This is a genomic window from Gilvimarinus sp. 1_MG-2023, from assembly GCF_030548285.1.
Map to the genome: position 1 here is coordinate 1 of NZ_JAUOSC010000599.1, position 318 is coordinate 318.

1 protein-coding gene is annotated in these 318 nt (G+C 55.7%); it reads left to right on the forward strand.

Going from position 1 to position 318, the window contains the following annotated elements; translation table 11 throughout:
- Positions 1-147 (forward strand): acyl-CoA dehydrogenase C-terminal domain-containing protein (locus Q4563_RS23655; RefSeq protein ID WP_442903787.1); only part of this gene is annotated, 147 nt, incomplete at its 5' end.
- Positions 148-318 lie beyond the last annotated feature (171 nt).

Sequence of the window (318 nt, forward strand, 5' to 3'; positions counted from 1 at the left end):
GGTCAGGGAGATCCTGAATTCCTGCAAGCCAAGCTGGTGACTGCCCGTTTCTTCTGCGAGCACATGGTGCCACGTCATCAGGCGCATGCTTCTGCCTTGCTGGCCGGTAGCGAAAGCATCATGGGACTGACCAACGACCAGTTCTAGGCCCCTGATAACGGCTCTGCCTTAACAACCCCGGAACATGCAAAATCGACCGGGGCTGGATATATCGCTTGAAGCAAAGGTGATATGAGCATGGATTGTCGGGCTCACCCTGTTCCGACAATTCGCCGGTAACGCGCTTTTGGTTATCGGCTTTCCTCTGGCCAACTCGGG